Source organism: Dietzia sp. 111N12-1 (genome assembly GCF_001658045.1).
GTDB classification, from domain to species: domain Bacteria; phylum Actinomycetota; class Actinomycetes; order Mycobacteriales; family Mycobacteriaceae; genus Dietzia; species Dietzia kunjamensis.
Map to the genome: position 1 here is coordinate 116,857 of NZ_LSSV01000071.1, position 16,226 is coordinate 133,082.

General features: G+C 71.4%; 15 protein-coding genes and 1 riboswitch. Of the genes, 7 read left to right on the plus strand and 8 right to left on the minus strand.

Going from position 1 to position 16,226, the window contains the following annotated elements; all coding sequences use genetic code 11:
- Positions 1 to 43: 43 nt before the first annotated feature.
- A complete protein-coding gene (locus AYO52_RS14935) occupies positions 44 to 547 on the plus strand; it encodes a DUF4112 domain-containing protein (protein WP_067719023.1) in 504 nt (167 codons plus the stop codon).
- 40 nt (positions 548 to 587) lie between these two features.
- Here the strand turns inward: AYO52_RS14935 and AYO52_RS14940 are convergent, their stop codons facing one another.
- The gene (locus AYO52_RS14940; protein WP_253702200.1) at positions 588 to 1,691 is read right to left on the minus strand and encodes a hemolysin family protein; all 1,104 of its coding nucleotides are present in this window, start codon (positions 1,689 to 1,691) and stop codon (positions 588 to 590) included.
- Positions 1,688 to 3,049: a hemolysin family protein gene (locus AYO52_RS14945; protein WP_067719025.1), complete on the minus strand. Its 1,362-nt coding sequence runs from the start codon at positions 3,047 to 3,049 to the stop codon at positions 1,688 to 1,690. Before AYO52_RS14945 ends, AYO52_RS14940 begins: the two co-directional genes overlap by 4 nt.
- 226 nt (positions 3,050 to 3,275) lie before the next feature.
- Between AYO52_RS14945 and AYO52_RS14950 the strand changes: the two genes are divergently transcribed.
- Complete coding sequence (locus AYO52_RS14950; protein ID WP_067719028.1) at positions 3,276 to 4,751, plus strand: peptide MFS transporter; 1,476 nt, start codon at positions 3,276 to 3,278, stop codon at positions 4,749 to 4,751.
- Positions 4,752 to 4,900: 149 nt separating this feature from the next.
- On the opposite strand, the gene AYO52_RS14955 is transcribed toward AYO52_RS14950, so the two are convergent.
- Entirely contained in the window at positions 4,901 to 6,163 is a 1,263-nt protein-coding gene (locus AYO52_RS14955; protein WP_067719031.1) for an Ig-like domain-containing protein, read from the minus strand.
- Positions 6,164 to 6,339: 176 nt separating this feature from the next.
- Here AYO52_RS14955 and AYO52_RS14960 point away from each other — a divergent pair, with 176 nt between their 5' ends.
- From AYO52_RS14960 to AYO52_RS14970, 3 genes are read left to right on the plus strand one after another with little or no spacing between them, the layout of a single operon-like run.
- Positions 6,340 to 7,002 (plus strand): SDR family oxidoreductase, encoded by a 663-nt coding sequence (locus AYO52_RS14960; RefSeq protein WP_067719167.1) that lies wholly within the window; start codon positions 6,340 to 6,342, stop codon positions 7,000 to 7,002.
- Positions 7,003 to 7,024: 22 nt separating this feature from the next.
- Positions 7,025 to 7,462: a hypothetical protein gene (locus AYO52_RS14965; protein WP_067719033.1), complete on the plus strand. Its 438-nt coding sequence runs from the start codon at positions 7,025 to 7,027 to the stop codon at positions 7,460 to 7,462.
- Between the two features lie 21 nt (positions 7,463 to 7,483).
- Positions 7,484 to 8,449 carry an NADPH:quinone oxidoreductase family protein gene (locus AYO52_RS14970; protein ID WP_067719170.1) on the plus strand — a complete coding sequence of 322 codons (966 nt, stop codon included), beginning with the start codon at positions 7,484 to 7,486 and terminating at the stop codon, positions 8,447 to 8,449.
- Between the two features lie 162 nt (positions 8,450 to 8,611).
- On the opposite strand, the gene AYO52_RS14975 is transcribed toward AYO52_RS14970, so the two are convergent.
- Entirely contained in the window at positions 8,612 to 10,471 is a 1,860-nt protein-coding gene (locus AYO52_RS14975) for an acyl-CoA dehydrogenase (protein ID WP_067719036.1), read from the minus strand.
- 128 nt (positions 10,472 to 10,599) lie between these two features.
- The gene (locus AYO52_RS14980; protein WP_067719039.1) at positions 10,600 to 11,760 is read right to left on the minus strand and encodes a pyridoxal phosphate-dependent aminotransferase; all 1,161 of its coding nucleotides are present in this window, start codon (positions 11,758 to 11,760) and stop codon (positions 10,600 to 10,602) included.
- A 76-nt stretch (positions 11,761 to 11,836) separates the two neighbouring features.
- Between AYO52_RS14980 and AYO52_RS14985 the strand changes: the two genes are divergently transcribed.
- Together AYO52_RS14985 and AYO52_RS14990 are read left to right on the plus strand one after the other, a co-directional pair.
- Entirely contained in the window at positions 11,837 to 12,316 is a 480-nt protein-coding gene (locus AYO52_RS14985; RefSeq protein WP_082924071.1) for a Rieske (2Fe-2S) protein, read from the plus strand.
- Positions 12,317 to 12,421: 105 nt separating this feature from the next.
- Positions 12,422 to 12,616: riboswitch (FMN riboswitch) on the plus strand.
- Positions 12,617 to 12,716: 100 nt separating this feature from the next.
- Entirely contained in the window at positions 12,717 to 13,439 is a 723-nt protein-coding gene (locus tag AYO52_RS14990; RefSeq protein ID WP_067719042.1) for a nicotinamide mononucleotide transporter family protein, read from the plus strand.
- Between the two features lie 43 nt (positions 13,440 to 13,482).
- On the opposite strand, the gene AYO52_RS14995 is transcribed toward AYO52_RS14990, so the two are convergent.
- The 3 genes from AYO52_RS14995 to AYO52_RS15005 are packed head-to-tail and all read right to left on the minus strand — an operon-like array spanning position 13,483 to position 16,180.
- A complete protein-coding gene (locus AYO52_RS14995; protein ID WP_067719044.1) occupies positions 13,483 to 14,853 on the minus strand; it encodes an MFS transporter in 1,371 nt (456 codons plus the stop codon).
- Positions 14,850 to 15,461 carry a bifunctional 2-polyprenyl-6-hydroxyphenol methylase/3-demethylubiquinol 3-O-methyltransferase UbiG gene (locus AYO52_RS15000; protein WP_067719047.1) on the minus strand — a complete coding sequence of 204 codons (612 nt, stop codon included), beginning with the start codon at positions 15,459 to 15,461 and terminating at the stop codon, positions 14,850 to 14,852. The genes AYO52_RS14995 and AYO52_RS15000 overlap by 4 nt, the downstream gene beginning before the upstream one ends.
- A 32-nt stretch (positions 15,462 to 15,493) precedes the next feature.
- Complete coding sequence (locus tag AYO52_RS15005) at positions 15,494 to 16,180, minus strand: PIG-L deacetylase family protein (protein ID WP_067719049.1); 687 nt, start codon at positions 16,178 to 16,180, stop codon at positions 15,494 to 15,496.
- Positions 16,181 to 16,226 lie beyond the last annotated feature (46 nt).

The window sequence follows — 16,226 nt, forward strand, 5'->3', positions numbered from 1 at the left end:
CGGGCCCGGGCGCACCGGGAGCGCGGACCGTAGGCTCGGGCCCGTGAACCCCGCCCGCCCCGACCCCGCCCCGGCACCCGTCGACCGCACCGGCGCCTCCCCGGTCACCATCGGTCTCGCGCGCGTGCTCGACGACCTCGTCCGCATCCCCGGCACCCGTTATCGCGTCGGCCTGGATCCGGTGATCGGGCTGGTCCCGGTGGTCGGCGACGCGGTCGGCACCGTGTTCGCGGCCGCCGTGTTCGCCGAGGCGGTGCGCAACCGGGTGCCCGTGCGGATCCTGTTCCGGATGGGCTGGAACTACCTGGTGGACGCCGTGCTCGGGCTGATCCCGTTCGTCGGTGACGTCGCCGATGCCGCCCACAAGGCCACGTCCAAGAACCTGCGGCTGGTCGACCGCGCCATCGCCGACGGCAGACGCGTCGACACCGACGCGCGCGGCTACCTGCTGAGGGCGATCGGCGCGGTCGGGCTCATGCTGCTGGTCCTGCTCGGGATCACCGGGCTGGCGCTGTTCGGCGTGGTCTGGCTCATCAGCCGGATCTGACCCGCGCCGGTCCACCTGCGCCGAGCTACCCCCCGCCTATCTACCCCGAGGTGACGGGCAGGAGGCGACGGACCACGTCGTCGAGGGTGAGGACGCCGCGGACCTCGGAGACGTGGGTGCCCGGGTGCCCGCCGGATTGTTCGACGACGACGAGGTGCGCCCGTGCGTCGCGCATCCGGCGGAACGCCTCGGCGACGGTCAGGTCGTGCTCGAGGGACAGGCTCGACCGCATGAGTTCGCGGGCGGTGGCCGGCCCCTCGACGTCGATGGCGTCCCGCGCGTGCACCACGCCGACGGCGGTGTCGTCCTCGAGGACCAGTAGCCGCAGGTGGCCGGTGCGGCGGGCGGTGTCGCGGATCTCGCCCGGGGTGGCGTCCGCGCCGACGGAGGACATCTCCTCCGGCGAGGCGGGCGTGTCGACCCCGCGCTCCCCGAGCAGGTCGCCCACGGTGAGCTCCTGCAGCTCGAGGGCGCTGAGCAGCTGGCGCTGATGGGTGTCGTCCAGGGTCCCCGCCTCACCGGAGTGCCGCACGAGCTCGCGCAGTGAATCGGCGTCCTGACCGGCGGACACCTCGTCCCTCGACTCGACACCCAGCCGGTGCAGGATGTTGTTCGCCATGGCGTTGAGGGCGACCAGGAGCGGACGGGTGAGCCAGAGGAACGCCCGCATCGGGATCGCCAGCAGGGTGGCCGAGTACTCGGGATGCGTGATCGACCACGACTTGGGGGCCATCTCGCCCACCACGAGGTGCAGGAACGTCACGATGATCAGCGCGAGGATGAACGCGATGACGTCGGCGGTCCACAACGGCAGGCCCCAGCCGGAGAAGACCGGGGTGAGCCAGTGGTGCACGGCGGGCTTGGTGATCGATCCCAGCGCCAGTGCACACAGCGTGATCCCCAGCTGCGCTCCCGCCAGCAGGAGGGTGAGTTCGGAGGCGTTGCGCAGGGCCGCCCGGGCGGCCTTGCTGGTGGCGGCGGCGTCCTCGAGGCGGTGGCGCCGCGCGGAGATGAGGGAGAACTCGACGGCCACGAAGAACGCGGACGCCGCGATGAGCAGGACGGTCGCGGCCAGGACCACCCAGGGATTGCTCATGAGTCCGGACTGGGCCTCGGCGGCCATGAGGGTCGTGGTGGGGGTCATCGTGTGGCCTCCTCGACCACGATGTGCAGCTCGGCGGGGACGCGACGCTCGAGACGACGGACCTCGGCCCGCAGGACGCGATCGGCGGAGACCTCCTCGAGGATGTCGGTGTCGGGCAGCGGGATGTCCACCCGGTCGCCGACGTCCGGCAGGTCACCGATCGTCTCGACGACGAGGCCGCCCAGCGTCTCGGCGTCGACCTCGGGCAGGGTGATGTCGAGCAGGCGCTCGACCTCGTCCAGGTGGGTGTCGCCGCCCAGGACCCAGCCCAACCCCTCACTGACCGGGGCGTCCCCGGCGGCCTGCGGGTCGTGCTCGTCGGCGATCTCCCCGACGATCTCCTCCGCCATGTCCTCCATCGTCACGACTCCGGCGAACCCGCCGTACTCGTCGACGACCACGGCCATCTCGGCCTTCTGTTCGCTCAGGCGCGCCGCCACCTCGGGCAACGGCAGGGAGGTGGGCACGACGATCGGGGCCCGCATGACCTCCGACACCAGGGTCAGGGAGGTGTCCCGCTCGTCGTCGCAGATCACCAGCAGGTCGTGCAGGTCGACGATGCCGATGACGTCGTCGGAGTCCTCACCGACCACGGGGTAGCGGGTGTGGCCGGTGGCCATCTTCGACAGCACGTCCGGGACGGCGTCCTCCCCGCGGACCACGTCGGTACGGGACCGCGGGATCATCGCGTGCTCCGCCGGCTGCCCGGGGAAGTCGAGCATCCGGTCCAACAGGCGGCTGAGCTCGGGGGAGAGTTCGCCGGTCTCGCTGGACTCGTGGACGATGTGCTCGAGGTCGCGGGCGGTGGCGGAGTGCTCCTTGTCGTGCACCGGCTCGATGCCGACGGCCTTGAGCAGGGCCTCGGACGCCTTGTCGAACAGCCCGATGAGCCAGCCGAACAGCGCCAGGTAGATGGTGGTCGACCGCGCCAACCAGCGGGCGACGGGTTCGGGTTTGGCGATCGCCAGGTTCTTGGGCACGAGCTCGCCGAAGAGCATCTGCACGACGGTCGAGAACAGCAGGGCCAGGACCGTGCCCACACCGACGCCGATGGCCTGTGGAACGGAGGCCAGACCGAGTAGTTCGCCCAGGGCCCGCCCGATGAGTGGCTCGGCCACGTAGCCGACGACGAGGGTCGTGACGGTGATGCCCAGCTGCGCACCCGACAGCATGAACGAGGTCCGCCTGGTGACCCCGAGTACGCGGTCGGCGACGGGGTCGCCCTTGTCGGCGGCAGCCCCCATCCGCGAGCGATCAACGGCCATGAAGGCGAATTCCTGCGCCACGAAGTAGCCCGTGAGCGCGGTGATGGCCAGGACGACGACGACGCCGACCAGGAGTGAGAGCGCGATGCTCATCCGGTGTCCCCCCTTCGGTGAAGGGGGCTGATAGATCGGGCCGGGGTGTCGGCTCGGCTCACTGGAGGTGCTCCTGCGCTTCTCGATTGCGCCCGGGGCAGATCGCCCGGGCTGATCGGTCCGATTCTCCCGTCTGGGGCACCGATTGTCGACTCCCACCCCTAAGGGGCAGCTCGCGCGGCACCGGTTTTGTCCGGCTCGGGGAGCAGGAGTATCACTGACGTACATGACAACTCGGAATGCCGAGGTGGCTCTCGCCGATTCGGACCGCAGGTTCTTCGGCCACCCACTCGGATTGGCGAACCTGTCGGGGATCGAACTGTGGGAGCGGTTCAGTTTCTACGGCATGCAGGGTCTGCTGGCGTACTACATCTACTACGCGGTCGGCGACGGCGGACTCGGCTACTCCCAGGAGATCGCCGCCTCGATCGTCGGCGCGTACGGCGGTCTGGTGTACGCCTCCGCGATCCTGGGCGGCTGGGTCTCGGACCGCCTCCTCGGCGCCGAGAGGACGCTGTTCGGCGCAGCCGTGATGATCATGCTCGGCCACCTGTCCCTGGCGCTCGTACCCGGGGCGATCGGCCTGGGCATCGGCCTCGTGCTGGTCGGTGTCGGTGCGGGAACCCTCAAGGCCACCACCTCCACGGTGGTCGGCGACATGTACCGCCGGACCGACGACCGGCGGGACGCCGCGTTCTCGATCTACTACATGGCGGTCAACATCGGCGGTCTGACGGGCCCGCTGCTCACCGGGGTGCTGTGGGACAACTACGGCTTCCACTGGGGCTTCGGGGCGGCGGCCGCGGGTATGGCAATCGGGCTCATCCAGTACGTCGCGATGCGCGGCGCCACCCTCAAGGGCGTCGGCGCTGTCGTCCCCGACCCGCTCCCGCGGCCACAGCGCGTCCGCTACCTGGGGATCGGCGCGGTCGTGGCGGTGCTCGTCGTCGCAGCCATCGCCACCGGCCTCGTGCCGCTGGAGTCACTGGCGGACATCGTCACCGCGATCGCCGTGGTCGGCGCGATCGCGCTGTTCGCCCTCCTCATCACCAGTGCCAAGACGGAGCCGGTCGAGCGCAGCCGGGTGGTCTCGTTCATCCCGATGTTCGTGGCCTCGGTGGCGTTCTGGGCCCTGTTCCAGCAGCAGTTCACGGTGATCGCGATCTATTCCGACCAGCGACTGGACCGCAACCTGGGCGGCTGGGAGATGCCGGCGAGCTGGGTGCAGTCCATCAACCCGCTGTTCATCATCATCTTCGCCGCCGTGTTCGCGACGCTCTGGGTCAAGCTCGGGAACCGTCAGCCTTCGAGCCCGATGAAGTTCGCCCTCGCGAACCTCATCATGGGTATCGCCTACCTGGTGTTCCTGTTCTTCGTGGGCAGTGTGGCGACGCCGCTGCTGGGCATCGTCGGGATCCTGTTCCTGTTCACGATGGCCGAGCTGCTGCTCTCACCGGTCGGGCAGTCCCTGTCCACCAAGCTCGCCCCGGAGGCGTTCAAGACGCAGATGGTCGCGCTGTTCTTCCTCAGCGTCTCGATCGGCAGCGCGTTGTCCGGCGTGCTCGCGGGGTACTACGACCCGACGGACGCCGGCGCCGAGCGCAACTACTTCCTCGTGCTGGGCGTCGCCTCGATCGTCCTGGCCGGGATCATGGCCGCGTTGTCGCCGTGGATCAGGAAGAACATGATGGGCGTGCGCTGACTCCGCCCTCAGACACCACGAGACAAGAAGATCCGCTATCCGGATTCCGGATCGGCTACTCCATTCGGGGGCGCAGATCAGGAATCCGGATAGCGAATTTCGTAGGTCGCGTGGGCTACGTGGGCCGTGTGCGGGGACGTGGGGGGACGTCAGTCGGCGGAGCCGGACTGCCAGACCTCCCACGGCACCGACCAGTCACCGTTCTGCCAGACCCCGAGTTCGGGTCCGCCCGTGCCTTTGACCTCCACGACATCGCCCGTCACGGCCTGGTCGAAGTACCACTTCGCGTCGGTGGGCGACAGGTTGAGGCAGCCGTGCGAGGTGTTGGTGTTCCCCTGTGCCCACATCGACGACTCGAGCGCGTGGAGGTAGATCCCGTCGTTGGTGAGGCGCACACCGTGGTCGACGGTCACCTTGTACCCGGCGGACAACGGCAGGCCGTAGGTCGAGGAGTCCATCACCACGGAACTGGCCTTGTCGAGCACCGTGTAGTTGCCCGGCTGGGTCCAGAAGTGCATCGTCACGTCGCCGTAGGTGGCCCATCCGCCCTTGCCCATGGAGGTCGGCATGACCCTCACGGGTTTCTGGTCGTGGTAGACGGTGACGGTCTTGGTCGCGTCGTCGGCGATCGCCACGCGACGCTCGCCGATGGTGAAGTCGGCTTCCGCGCTCGCCCCGCCCCACTGCCCGCCGCCGAGGCTGCGTCCCTCGACGTCCAGCGCGACCTGCACGCGCGTGCCGGGCTCGTAGTAGTCGCGGGGCCGCCAGTGCGCGGTCGAGTCGTTGAGCCAGAACCAGTTGCCCTCGACCTCGGGGGTCGTCGTGACCGTCATGTGCTTCTCGGCCTCGTCGCGATCGGCGATCGGCTGGTCGAACCTGGCCGCGACGATGATCCCGACGCCGTACTCACGGTCGGACTCGAGGGCGGCCCCGCCCGTGGTGACGAGGCTGGGCGTGACGACGGCCAGCGGATCGGCCATGGTGAACGTGCGGGTGTCGCTCCGGCTCCCGCCGGCCGCGCCCTCGTACGTGATCTCAAGGGTGTAGGTGCGCCCGTATCCGAGGGTGACGGCCGGCTTCCACTGGGAACCGTCGCGTGAGAGTTCGCCCTCGATCTCCTTGCCGGCATCGTTGGTGAGCACGGCGTCCGTGATGGTCCCGTTCTCCACGGTGGCCCGGACACCGTCCACCACGGCGACCTCCGTGGCACCGTCGGCCGGGGTCACCTCCAGCGTCGCCGGGGCGGGCGCCTCGGAGGTCGGAGTCGTGGGCGTCGTCTCCCCGGCGGAACCGACGGGCATCGGGATCGTGCACCCGGCGGTGACCAGGAGCAGGGCGAGGAGAGCGGCGAGCAGGCCGAGGGGACCCGGCACCGCCCGAGCAGAGTGGGTTCGAGACCTGGACAGGGACATGCGGTACTCCGAAAGAACGAACGCGGGGCCGCCGGTGAGTCCCGGCTTATGTCCACATGATGCACTCCGGGTCCGACACCGGGCCAATCGCCGGACCGACGGACGCCCGGTCGTTGTGGATTCGTGATCGAACCCGGGAGCCCCCGCTGACGAACACGGAGGCGTACAACGGAAGGATGAGCATCGACAAACCAGTGACCATCATCGGCGGCCACGGCAAGGTCGGCCTCCGCGCCGCCAGGATCCTGTCCGAGGCGGGTGCCGAGGTGTATTCGGTGATCCGCAATCCCGATCACGCCGACGACGTCCGCGCCGCGGGTGCGAACCCGGTCGTCGCGGACGTGGAGACGCTCGACGTCGACGGCCTCCGAGAGCTCGTGCGCGGTAGCGGGTCGGTCGTCTGGACCGCCGGCGCCGGCGGCGGGAACCCCGACCGCACCTTCGCGGTGGACCGCGACGCCGCGATCCGCTCGATGGACGCGAGCGCCGCCGAGGAGGTGGGACGCTACGTCATGGTCTCCTACGACGGCGCGGGCCCCGACCACGGCGTCCCGGAGGACGACTCGTTCTTCCCGTATGCGGAGGCCAAGGGCGCCGCGGACGCGCACCTGCGCAACTCGGACCTGGGGTGGACGATCCTCGGGCCGGGGGCGCTGACCGACGAGCCCGGCGGCGAGACCATCGGGGTGGGCGACGACAAGCGCGAGGACCGGTCGACCAGCAGGGACGCGGTGGCCGCCGTCATCGCCGCCGTCCTGCGCCGACCGGACACCGCCGGTCGCACCATCGAATTCTCGGACGGCGACATCCCGATCGGTGAGGCGCTGACGAGGGAGTGACCGGCGGCGTTATTCTCTCCGCGTGAGGATCCTCGTGGGCGGTTCGTGGATCTCGGTGATCTGCGCGCTGCTCACGGCCCTGTGGAGTGTTCCGCAGTTCCTGTTCGAGGGCACGGTCACCCTCAGTTCCCACCCGCTGTTCGTGGTGCTGTTCCTGTTCCCGGCCCAGATCGGCGTCCCGGTGTGTCTGCTGGTGGCGCTCAACTCGCTGTTGATGGCGTTCCGTCGCCAGCTCACCACGAATCCGCGGCGGTTCCTGGCGGGCGGGCAGCTCATCACGGTCGTCCTGCTGGGCATCTGCGCAGCCCTCCTGATCTCGCCGACGACGTTCGGCCGCGAGTTCATCGTCATGGCGCTGGCCTTCCAGATCGGCCAGGTGTTCGTGGCGGTGGGGCTGGCCCTGCACCTGCTCCGCCGTCGGCGGCACCAGCGTGAGGCGGAGGGCGCACGCGTTCGGTGACGGGCTGACACTATGGACCGCATGCGTGCCATCCACATCTCCAGCCATGACGGACCCGCCGCTCTCGAGGTGGTGGACGTCCCCGAGCCCGACGCGGGTGCGGTGCTGATCGACGTCCACGCCGCCGGGGTGACCTTCCCCGAGGTGCTGCAGACGCGCGGCAAGTACCAGATCTCGCCGCCGCTTCCGTTCGTCCCCGGCTCGGAGGTGGCGGGCGTGGTGCGGTCCGCCCCCGACGGCTCGGGGTTCGCCGCCGGTGACCGCGTGTGTGCGTTCCCGGGTCTGGGCGGGTTCGCCGAGGTGGTCTCGGCCGATCCCGGTCAGGTGTTCCGTCTCCCGGACAGCCTGTCGTTCACGCAGGGCGCCTCGATCCCGATGAACGTGCTCACCGTCCACTTCGCGTTGGCCCACCGCGGCCGGCTGCAGGCGGGGGAGACGGTGCTGGTCCACGGCGCGGGCGGCGGGATCGGGATCGCGGCCACCCAGTTCGCGACCGCGATGGGTGCCCGCGTCATCGCCGTGGCCTCCACGGAGGAGAAGCGGGACCTGGCGCTGAAGGCCGGGGCGAGCGACTCGATCGCGCCCGAGGGCTTCAAGGACGCCGTGAAGGACCTCACCGGTGGGAAGGGTGTCGACATCGTCGTCGACCCCGTGGGCGGTGACCGGTTCACCGACTCCATCCGGTCCCTCGGTCAGGAGGGGCGGATCCTCGTCATCGGGTTCACCGGCGGCGAGATCCCCACGGTCAAGGTCAACCGCCTGCTGCTGGGCAACAAGAGCGCCGTGGGCGTGGGCTGGGGCGAGTACTGGATGTCCAATCCCGGTTACCTGCAGAAGCAGTGGGCCGAGGTCGAGCCGCTGCTGGCCGCCGGCAAGCTCGACCCGCTGGTGGGCGCCGAGTTCCCCCTGGAGCAGGCCACGGAGGCCCTGGAGCTCATGGACGGCCGCGGCGCGGTGGGCAAGATCGTCCTCACCACCGGCCGCTGAGTCCCCCCGTCCCAGATCCCCGTCGAGAAGAGCGTTTCGCCCACTTCTACTCGGCAGACGCGGGCGAAACGCTCTTCTCGACGAGGGAGGGGCGGGGCGGGCCGGGATCGACGACGACGAGGTGCGCTGCCGCCCCGGCGGGCCGAGCCGGAAGGCCCCGACCTAGAACGCGCCCTCGGGCATGTGCATGACGTCCACGTCGAGCGCCTCGATGGTGGCCCGCGCGGCGCCCACCTGCGGCAGGTGGGCGCGGGCGAAGAAGTTCGCCACCGTCACCTTGCCGGTGTAGAAGTCGTGGTCGTCGCCGGTCGCCTCCGGCAGCCGGTCCAGCGCCACGCCCGCCTCGCGCAGGAGCATCCAGCCCACCATGAGGTCGCCGACCGCCATGAGCAGCGGGACCGCGCCGAGCCCGATGAGGTAGAGCTTCTCGGGATCCTCCTGGGCGCCCATGAGGTGCTCCGTGAGGGTGCCGACCATCGACTCGACGTCGGCCAGGGCGCCGGCCACCCCGGCGCGCGCGGTCTCGAGCTCGGCCGGGCCGGTCTCGGCGGGACCGGTCTCGGCGGGACCGGCCTCGTCCACGGTGCGGTGGATCTGCGCCGCGACGTGGCCCAGTGCGGTCCCGCCGTCGCGGATGATCTTGCGGAAGAAGAAATCCTGCGCCTGGATCGCGGTGGTGCCCTCGTAGAGGGAGTCGATCTTCGCGTCGCGGAGGTACTGCTCGACGGGGTGGTCCTTGAGGTACCCGGAACCGCCGAAGCACTGCAGTGACTCGGCGAGGCACTGGTAGGACCGCTCGGAGCCCACCCCCTTGACGATGGGCAGGAGCAGGTCGTTGACCGTGTGCGCGAGCTCGGGCCCGGCGCCGGAGACGACCTCGGCGGACACGATGTCCTGGTGGGCGGCGGCGTAGAGGTACACCGCGCGCAGCCCCTCGGCGTACGCCTTCTGCGTGAGCAGCGACCGGCGCACGTCCGGGTGGTGGATGACGGTGACCTTCGTGGCGTCCGGGTTGCCGGCGTCGGCCATGTCGTTGCCCTGGACCCGCTCGCGCGCGAACTCGAGAGCGTTCAGATAGCCCGTGGAGAGGGTGGAGATGGCCTTGGTGCCGACCATCATCCGGGCGGCCTCGATGGTCTTGAACATCTGCTTGATGCCCAGGTGGACGTCACCGGCCAGGAACCCCACGGCGGGTCGGCCGTGCGCGCCGAAAGCCACCTCGCAGGTCGCGGAGGCGGCCAGGCCCATCTTCTTCTCGATGCCGGTGACGTAGACGCCGTTGCGCTCGCCCGGCGCGGCGGTCTCCGGGTCCGGCATGTACTTGGGCACGAGGAAGTAGCTCAGGCCCTTGGTGCCGGGGCCGGCGCCCTCGGGTCGGGCGAGCACCTGGTGCCAGATGTTCTCGAACAGGTCGCCGGTGTCGGCGCCGGTGATGAACCGCTTGGTGCCCTCGATGTGCCAGGTGCCGTCGGGCTGCTCGATCGCCTTGGTGCGCACGGCGCCCACGTCGGAGCCGACCTCGGCCTCGGTGAGCATCATGGACGACCCGTGGTTGCGCTCGATGATCTTGGTGGCCCACGTCTTCTGCTGCTCGTTGCCGATCGAGTGCATGATCCCGGCGAACAGCGGACCGGACAGGTACATGAAGATCGACGGGTTGGCGCCCACGAGGAACTCGCTGATCGCCCAGGTGACCAGGCGCGGTGCGGCCACGCCCCCGACGGCCGGGTCCACGCCGACGAGGCCCCAGCCGGCGTCCTGCCAGGCGCGGACGGAGGCCACGTAGTCGGGGTGGAGGGTGACCTCGTGGGTCTCGGGGTCGAAGGTGGGCGGGTTGCGGTCGGCGGTGGTGAACGACGCGGCGACCGGTCCCTCGGCGAGCGCGGCGGCTTCCCGGAGCATGGTGCGGACCGTGTCGCCGTCGAGTTCGGTGGCGTCGTCGCGCTCGAGGATCTCGTCGAGACCGAACACGTCGAACAGGACGAACTCCAGGTCACGTGGGTTGCTGCGGTAGTGGGACACGCGGGGCCTTTCCGACGACGGTGGTCCGCACCGGGTGGCGCGTCACGTGCCCACCGTAGAGCACGTCGCCCCGCGGTCGGCGCGATTACGGACCGCAGTCCGAAAGATTGGTGACGGTGGCGGACCCACTACCCCCGAAGGGCTCGCAACCGTCGCCCCGCCTCGTCGAGCACCTCGGGCCGTTTGCAGAACGCGAACCGCACCAGGTGGGACCACTCCGCCGAGAAGGCGTCGGTGAACGGGGCGAACGGCACCGCCGCCACGCCGATCCGCTCCGGTAACTCCAGGCACCAGGCCGCCGCGTCGGTCACCCCGAGTGGGCGCGGGTCCGCGGTGAGGAAGTACGTGCCCTGTGCGACGACGAGGTCGAACCCGACACCCGAGAGCGTGTCCACCAACTGGTCCCGCCGAGCCTGCATGTCCTGCCGCAGCGTCGCGATCCATCTCTGCTCGTGACGCAGGGCGTGCGCGACGCCCAGTTGCAGGGGCGAGGCGACGGTGAAGCTCATGTACTGCCGCGCGGTGCGGGCCCCCGCCACGAGGTCCGCCGGCCCGGTGAGCCATCCGATCTTCCACCCGGTGCAGTTGAGCAGCTTGCCGGCGCTCGAGATGCGCAGGGTCCGCTCGGCCATCCCGGGCAGCGTCGCGATCGACACGTGCTCCACCCCGTCGTAGGTGAGGTGGGCGTACACCTCGTCGGAGATGGCGATCGCGTCGAACTCGTGGCACAGCGCGGCGATCTGTTCGAGGTCCTCGCGCGGCAGGACGGCCCCGGTGGGATTGTGGGGCGAGTTCACCAGCACGGCCCGCGTCCGCGGGGAGAACGCGTCCCGCAACGAGTCCACGTCGAGTCGGATTTCGCCGCCCGTGCGGACCATCCTCGCGGCGCGACGGGTGGCGCCGGCCATCGCCACCGTGGCTGCGTAGGAGTCGTAATACGGTTCGATCACGACCACCTCGTCGTCGTACTCCACCAGGCCCACCACCGCGGCGGCGATCGCCTCGGTCGCGCCGACCGTCACCAGCACCTCGGTGTCCGGGTCGTGCACCAGTCCGGTGTGGGCGGTCTCGTGGTCGGCGGCGGCCCGGCGCAGTTCCGGGGTGCCGATGCCCGGCGGGTACTGGTTGTGGCCCTCCCGCATGGCGCGTGCGGCCGCCTCGATCATCGACTCCGGTCCGTCCGTGTCGGGGAAGCCCTGGCCCAGGTTGATGGCGTCGAACCGCGTGGCCAGCTGCGAGACCTCGGAGAAGATCGTCGTGGCGTGGGGTCGGAGTCTGCGGACCGTCATACGGGCAGCCTAGGTGTTCGGCCCACGGTGTTCGGCACACGCAGGACGGGTGGCGCCGACCGATACCATGGGCGGCATGACCGAGCCCCTCGCCGCCACGTCCGCCTCGACCGGTGGAGCCGCCGCCGTCGGGCCGTGCACCCAGCGCCGCGCGGTGCTGGCCGCCCTGCCCGGGATCATCCTGCTGCCGGGCATCGCCTCGGCCTGTGGCATGACCGAGCCCGCGCAGCCCCCGTCGACGGTGCAGCAGACCACCACGGTCCCCGCGACCACCATCCCCGCCGCCGAGATCCCGCCGGGCACGGCCAAGCAGTTCAGGGCCGGCGAGGCCACGGTGATCGTCGCGCAGCCCGTCGAGGGCGAGTTCGTCGCCTACTCGGCGCGCTGCACCCACCAGGGCGGGGTGGTCCAGGTGATCGAGGGCATGACCCTGCGCTGCCCGCTCCACGGCGCCGAGTACGACGCCACCGACGGCCGCAACACCCTGCCCCCGGCCCCGCGCCCGCTCGACGCGATCCCGGTGACGGAGTCCGGCGGGCAGCTCACCCTCGGCTGACGCCCGCCGCCGCCCGCGCCAGCAGCCCCGCCGCCCGCGCCCGCGCCCGCGCCCGCCGGCGCCGCCTCGGCTTGCGGCGCGGCCACGGTCAGGGGTAGAACGGGAACACGTTCTCAGGGCGGGGTGAAACTCCCCACCGGCGGTGATGTCACCGGCCCCATGGCCGGCGGCGAGCCCGCGAGCGCCCCGCACACGCGGTGCGGTTGGACTCCCGGTCCGGCCACGCCACGCACGCGGGGGTCAGCAGACCCGGTGTGATCCCGGGGCCGACGGTCATAGTCCGGATGGAAGAGAACCGCGCGTCACCCGACGCGGTCCCGGTCGACGACGACCGTGGCCGGGCGGGCGTCGTGTCACAAGCCCTGGGCCGTCTGTGTAGAGCCCGTGAAAGGGGCACACGATGAGCCTTCTCGTGGAATTCCTCGACGCGCAGTTGATGATCGGTGGCGTTCCGATCCTGTGGCGCGAGATCGTCGGCAACGTCTTCGGCCTGGCCGCCGCCATCGGCGGTATGCGCCGGGTGGTGTGGGCGTGGCCGGTGGGGATCGTCGGCAACCTCACCCTTCTGACCGTCTTCCTCGGCGGCGTCTTCCACACCCCGCAGGACGTGGACCTCTACGGTCAGGCCGGCCGGCAGGTCATGTTCCTGGCCGTGGGTGTCTACGGCTGGTGGCGGTGGTCGCAGTCCAGGCGTGCGAGCGCCGCCCTGCCCGGCGGCTCGGTCGCCGACGCGGTGGCCGTCCATCCGCACTGGGCGACCGGCCGGCAGCGGGCCGGTCTCGTCATCGGGATGGTGACCGGCACCCTGGTGTTCGGCTGGATCTTCGCCCAGCTCGGCTCGTGGGGGCCGTGGGCCGACGCGTGGATCTTCACCGGGTCGATCCTCGCGACCTACGGCATGGCCCGCGGGTGGACCGAGTTCTGGCTGCTGTGGATCGGCGTCGACATCGTGGGGGTGCCGCTGCTGCTCAAGGCCGGCTACTACCCGTCGGCGGCGCTGTACCTGGTGTACGGCGCGTTCGTGATCTGGGGTTTCCTGGTGTGGTGGCGCGTGGATCTGGCCGAACGCGCGGACGCCGCCGGTCCCGCCGGGCAGCGGCGGGAGCAGCTGCCGGTCGGCTGACCACGGCCTGTCCGACGCCAGCCGCCCGCCGGGCCCCGGGTCGTCAAACCGTCGACGCCGGGGCGACCGTCCGGCGCGCGGTCCGCGGCCGCACAGCCGCCACCACGACGAGCGACAGGGCGGCGAGCGTGAAGCCGAGCCCGCGGAAGTCGATCCACGCGAACACCAGGCCGGACAGCAGACCGCCGGCCGCGCCGGACAGCGCCACTGCCACGTCGGCCTGCCCTTGGACGCTGGCACGCACGGTGGTCGGGACGGACGTCGTGAGGACGGTCGTGCCGGCGACCAGTCCCAGGCTCCAGCCCAGTCCCAGCAGGATCAGTGCCAGCGCGACGAGCGCCGTCGACTGCGGCGGGGCCAGGGCGGCGAGCCCTCCGGCGGCCAACAGCACCAGGCCCGCGGACACCGCCACGGCGCGGGTGCCGAACTTGTCCACGAGTAGCCCGGACAGTGGCGCGGGCAGGAACATCGCGGCGACGTGCAGCGAGATCACGACGCCCACCACGGTCACGGTGTGGTCGTGGGCGCGCATGTGCACGGGGGTCATGGTCATGAGCCCGACCATGACGAACTGGGTCAGCGCCATCACCACGACACCGGTGATGACGTCGGCCGTCCAGATGCGGGTCGGTACGGTCGCCACGGCGTGCCGTTCGGAGTCGGCGGCGGTGGCCGCGGCCTCCGCAGCGGGGGAGGGGGACGACGACGGTGACGGTGTCGATGACGACGACGACGAGGTGAGCGCCGCCTCCGCTGCCGCGATCTCCATCCTGCGCGCCTCGAGCAGGGGGTCGGGCCGCAGCAGCAGGGAGATGACCAGCGCGGCACCGCCGTAGGCCGCGGCGGCGAGGAGGAACGGTCCCGCGAGCGGGGCCAGGCCCAGCGCCTCGGCGACGACGCCGGTGGGCCCCACGAGGTTGGGCCCGGCGACGGCACCGGCGGTGGTGCCGAGCAGGACGTAGGACAGGGACCGGGCGCGGGTGGCGTCGGTGGCGAGGTCGGCGCCGGCGTAGCGGGCCTGCAGGTTGGTGGCCGTGCCGGAGCCGTAGATGACGAACGAGGCGAACAGCAGCGGCAGCGACTCGAGGGCGGTGGCCGCGACGATGCCGAGTGCGCCGAGTGCGCCGACCGCGAATCCGGCGGCCAGGCCCGGGCGGCGGCCGCGGGCCTGGGAGAGCTTGCCGACCGCGATCGCGGCGAGGGCGGAGCCACCGGTGAACAGGGCCGACGGCAGCCCGGACAGGCCGGGGCCACCGAGCAGGTCCTCGGCGAGCAGCGCGCCCACGGTGATGCCGGCGGCGAGTCCGGCCCCGGCGAGGAGCTGGGCCAGGACGAGGACGGTGAGGATCCGCCGCTGCGCCGTCGCCCGGCCCGTCTCCCGCGCGGTGTGCGTGGCGTCGCCTGCGTGGGTCACGCCCCGCCCCAGGTCCGGGCGTGCAGGAGCACGTCGACGGCGGTGGCCTTGCCGGCAGGCCGCAGGTCGTGCCGCAGCGAGACCACCTCGAGTCCCTCGGCGCCGCGGGCGAGGTCGGCGATGTCGGGGAGCACGGTGGGATCCTGCGGACCGCCCACGCCGCGGCGGAGGTTCTCGGCGGCGTGGCCGAGGTAGACCAGGTGGCCGCCGGGGCGCAGCCAGGTGCCGGCGCTGCGCAGCACGGCGGTCAGTGCGGGGAGGTCGAGGTGGAGGAATCCGACGACGACGAGGTCGACGGCCTCGGACGGGGCCCAGGTGGTGGCATCGCCGACGACCCAGTCGACACTGCCGCTGCGTCCGTCGTCGGAGTCCTTGGCGCGGGCCTGCTCGATGGCGACCTCGGAGAAGTCGACCGCCTGCACCTGCCAGCCGTGCGCGGCGAGCCACCGCGCGTGCCGGCCGTCACCGCAGGCCAGGTCGACGGCGGTGCCCACGTCCAGCCCGGTGTCCTCGGCGGCCGTCACCTCGGCGACGATCCGGGCGGCGGGGGTCGTGCCCCACGCATCGGGCTGCGCGAGGTAGCGGGCGTTCCATGCGGAGGCGTCCACGGGCGGTGGTCCTTTCGGTTCGGGCACGGTTCTCAGGGGCGGCGGAGCCACCGGAGGTGTTCGGTGTCCCCCTGCAGTTCCAGTCTCCTCCACAGCACGCTGCCCGGGACGGCCTGGCTGGGGTGACATTCCACCGCGGCCAGCTGCGCGGCACGGTCGACGGTCAGGGCCAGGTCGATCTCGTCGGCCGGGCGTCCGAGGAATCCCGCGTACCCCTCGCCCGCCAGCGTGGCGCAGATGGCGTCGGGGAGGACCCACGCCAGCACCCCCAGGTCGTGGCGCTCGCCCGCGCGGACGGCCGCCGCGGTGGCGGCCACGTGGTCGGGGTGGCCGCTGATGCCGGTGGAGTCGAAGGCGACCAGCCCGTCCGGCCTCACCGCCTCGATCTCCCGCTCGACCGCGTCGTCGATCGCGTCCGCACCGAGCGCTGTCAGCCCGCCGTCGGGGAGGTCCAGGAGGGTGACCCCCTGCGCGCCGAGCGCGTCGGCGGCGGCCCGCAGTTCGCGCTCGCGGATCACCGACAGGTCTCCCTCGATCTCCTCTCCACGCGCCCCGTGGAGGGTCGAGGCCTCGCCCCGGGTCAGGCAGAGGACGTGGACACGCGCGCCCGCGGCCGCGAGGGTCGACAGGATCGCGCCGAGGCCGAAGGACTCGTCGTCGGGGTGGGCGACCACGGCCAGGACCGTGTCCCAGTCCGGTAGCCCGGTCGTCGTGCGCATCGCGGCGGACCTCCCTGTGTCGGTGGGAATCGCTCTGTCGGTAGGG

Bases quoted from the DNA above. Each gene is read 5' to 3' on its own strand.
- AYO52_RS14990 (WP_067719042.1), top strand. From the start codon at position 12,717: ATGAGCCTTCTCGTGGAATTCCTCGACGCGCAGTTGATGATCGGTGGC.
- AYO52_RS14950 (WP_067719028.1), top strand. From the start codon at position 3,276: ATGACAACTCGGAATGCCGAGGTGGCTCTCGCCGATTCGGACCGCAGG.
- AYO52_RS14945 (WP_067719025.1), bottom strand. From the start codon at position 3,049: ATGAGCATCGCGCTCTCACTCCTGGTCGGCGTCGTCGTCGTCCTGGCC.
- AYO52_RS14970 (WP_067719170.1), top strand. From the start codon at position 7,484: ATGCGTGCCATCCACATCTCCAGCCATGACGGACCCGCCGCTCTCGAG.
- AYO52_RS14940 (WP_253702200.1), bottom strand. From the start codon at position 1,691: ATGACCCCCACCACGACCCTCATGGCCGCCGAGGCCCAGTCCGGACTC.
- AYO52_RS14985 (WP_082924071.1), top strand. From the start codon at position 11,837: ATGACCGAGCCCCTCGCCGCCACGTCCGCCTCGACCGGTGGAGCCGCC.
- AYO52_RS14980 (WP_067719039.1), bottom strand. From the start codon at position 11,760: ATGACGGTCCGCAGACTCCGACCCCACGCCACGACGATCTTCTCCGAG.
- AYO52_RS14960 (WP_067719167.1), top strand. From the start codon at position 6,340: ATGAGCATCGACAAACCAGTGACCATCATCGGCGGCCACGGCAAGGTC.
- AYO52_RS14955 (WP_067719031.1), bottom strand. From the start codon at position 6,163: ATGTCCCTGTCCAGGTCTCGAACCCACTCTGCTCGGGCGGTGCCGGGT.
- AYO52_RS15005 (WP_067719049.1), bottom strand. From the start codon at position 16,180: ATGCGCACGACGACCGGGCTACCGGACTGGGACACGGTCCTGGCCGTG.